Origin of the sequence: Nocardia sp. JW2, assembly GCF_051843015.1 — a bacterium.
In the GTDB taxonomy this organism is placed as follows: domain Bacteria; phylum Actinomycetota; class Actinomycetes; order Mycobacteriales; family Mycobacteriaceae; genus Nocardia; species Nocardia coubleae.
The window spans coordinates 1-2,240 of the sequence record NZ_JBPXLK010000058.1; the positions used below are offsets into that span (position 1 = coordinate 1).

2 protein-coding genes are annotated in these 2,240 nt (G+C 68.3%); both read right to left on the reverse strand.

Annotated elements, in window-relative coordinates:
• Window positions 1-178 precede the first annotated feature (178 nt).
• A complete protein-coding gene (gene nudC / locus ACSVDM_RS30750) occupies window positions 179-1,072 on the reverse strand; it encodes an NAD(+) diphosphatase (RefSeq protein WP_439269164.1) in 894 nt (297 codons plus the stop codon).
• A gap of 23 nt (window positions 1,073-1,095) precedes the next feature.
• Window positions 1,096-2,148: a potassium channel family protein gene (locus ACSVDM_RS30755; RefSeq protein ID WP_439269165.1), complete on the reverse strand. Its 1,053-nt coding sequence runs from the start codon at window positions 2,146-2,148 to the stop codon at window positions 1,096-1,098.
• Window positions 2,149-2,240 lie beyond the last annotated feature (92 nt).

Below are 2,240 nucleotides of genomic sequence, written 5' to 3' on the forward strand. Positions count from 1 at the left end.
GCCGCGAGTTAGCCGCCGTTGCGCATGCGCGAAGCGCGAGCAACGGCGGCTAACTCGCGGCCCCCCAGGGGCCGCGCTCGAGCGCGCCAGCGCTCCAAAAACACAGCCAGTACTTCCCTGTGCGCAAGACAAAAGGGCCGGGCACGTCGAAAACCGCACCCGACCTGTCAATTCGAACTCAGACCCCCGCCCAGGATTCGATGATCGTTCGGGCGATCGAGATGGAACCGGGGACGAGGAGGCGCGCGTTGGTGTCGCGGGTGGACCAGTCGCCCAGGTTCAAGGCGGCACGGACCTCGTCGCGGGTGAACCAGTGGGCTTCTTCGATCTCACCGTCGGAGAAGGCCAGTTCCTGTGCGGGATCGCCGACAGCGGCGAAACCGACCATCAGCGAGCGCGGGAACGGCCACGGCTGGCTGCCCAGGTAGTGGATCTCGCGCAGGTCGACGCCGACTTCCTCGCGGACCTCGCGTTCTACGCACCGTTCCAGCGATTCACCCGCTTCGACGAAGCCGGCGAGCAGCGAGAACATCGCGGGCGGCCAGCTGTGCTGGCGGGCGAGCAGAACGCGGTCGGCGCCGTCGTGGACCAGGACGATCACGGCGGGGTCGATGCGGGGGAACTCCTCGACGCCGGTGCCGGTCAACCGGGACCAGCCGCCGCGCGCGAGGGTGGTCGAGGTCCCGTCACCGCCGTGGAAACCGGCGTGGTCGTGCCAGTTGAGCAGGGCGTAGGCCGTGGAGAGCAGTTCGGCGGTGAAGTCGTCGACCGCGCCGAGCGTGCGCAGGTCTTTCAGCGTGCCCTCGAGTTCCGGCTCCCGCACCGCCCACAGGTGCGCACCCTCGGCGACCCCGAGGAACACCGCCCGGTCCTCGGGGAAATCACCGAACGCGGTGGCCGCGTCGAGAACGATGGTGCCGCCGTCCACCCGCACCCGCCCGCGCGGATCCACCCGCAGCACCCGGGCTTTCCCCCACCCCTCGCGCAGCGCGGCGGGATCGACCCGCACGTGCTCGGCCCGATCGATGGTGGAACGCGACAGCAGCGGAACGTTTTTCAGCCGGAACGACACATCGCCGAGCCTAGCCGCTGCCGCTATTTGCCGCCGTTGCGGATGTAGAGCAGCTTGTCGCCCGCGTCGAGCGCGTCGACCTCGGGCTCACCGACGCGGATCAGCTGACCGTCACGCACCACGCCCAGCACGATGTCGGACAGGTGACGCGGCGACCCACCGACCTCGCTCGGCTCCACCTCACGCTCGGCCACCGCGAAACCCTCTTCGGGGGTGAGCAGGTCCTCCATCATCTCCACGACCGTCGGGGTGGTGGTGGCGATCCCGAGCAACCGGCCCGCCGTCTCCGACGACACCACCACCGAATCGGCGCCGGACTGGCGCACGAGATGGGTGTTCTCGGCCTCGCGGATGGCGACACAGATCTTGGCGGTCTTGTTCAATTCGCGGGCGGTGAGGGTGACCAGCACCGCGGTGTCGTCGCGGTTGGTCGCCACGATCACCGACGACGCCCGCTGCACGCCGGTCAGGCGCAACACATCGGACTTGGTCGCCGAACCGTGCACGGTGACCAGACCCGCACCCGCCGCCGCCTCCAGCGCGATCGGATCGGTATCGACGACGACGATGTCGGACGCCTGCACACCGTCGCCGAGCATGGCATCGATCGCGGTGCGTCCCTTGGTGCCGTAACCGACGACAACGGTGTGATTGCGCACGGTGTGCCTCCATCGCTGAATCTTGAACGCCTGCCGGGACCGCTCGGTGAGCACGCTGAGAGTGGTGCCGACCAGCACGATCAGGAACAGGACACGCAGGGGTGTGATGACGATGATGTTCACCAGCCGCGCGGTCGGGGTGATCGGGGCGATGTCGCCGTACCCGGTGGTCGACAGCGACACCGTGGCGTAATACATCGCATCGAGGAACGACAACTCGTCACCGGAGTTGTCGCGGTAGCCGTGGCGGCCCAGATACACCACGCCCGCGGCGGTGAACAGCAACAGGATCGCGAAAAGGACGCGGCGGGTGAGCGAGGTCCAGGGACTGATCTGCTCGACCGGGATGCGCAACAGACCGACCAGCGCGTAGTCGGGACTGCTACTCAGCCCGAGCGGGCGGCGCTTGTCGAACATCGTCGCGCTCCTTTTTTGGCGGCTGGCGCCGCGGGTCTCGGCGCTAAGCGCCGCCTCTTCCCTCCCTACGGGCACTCCTTCGTCGCACCCTT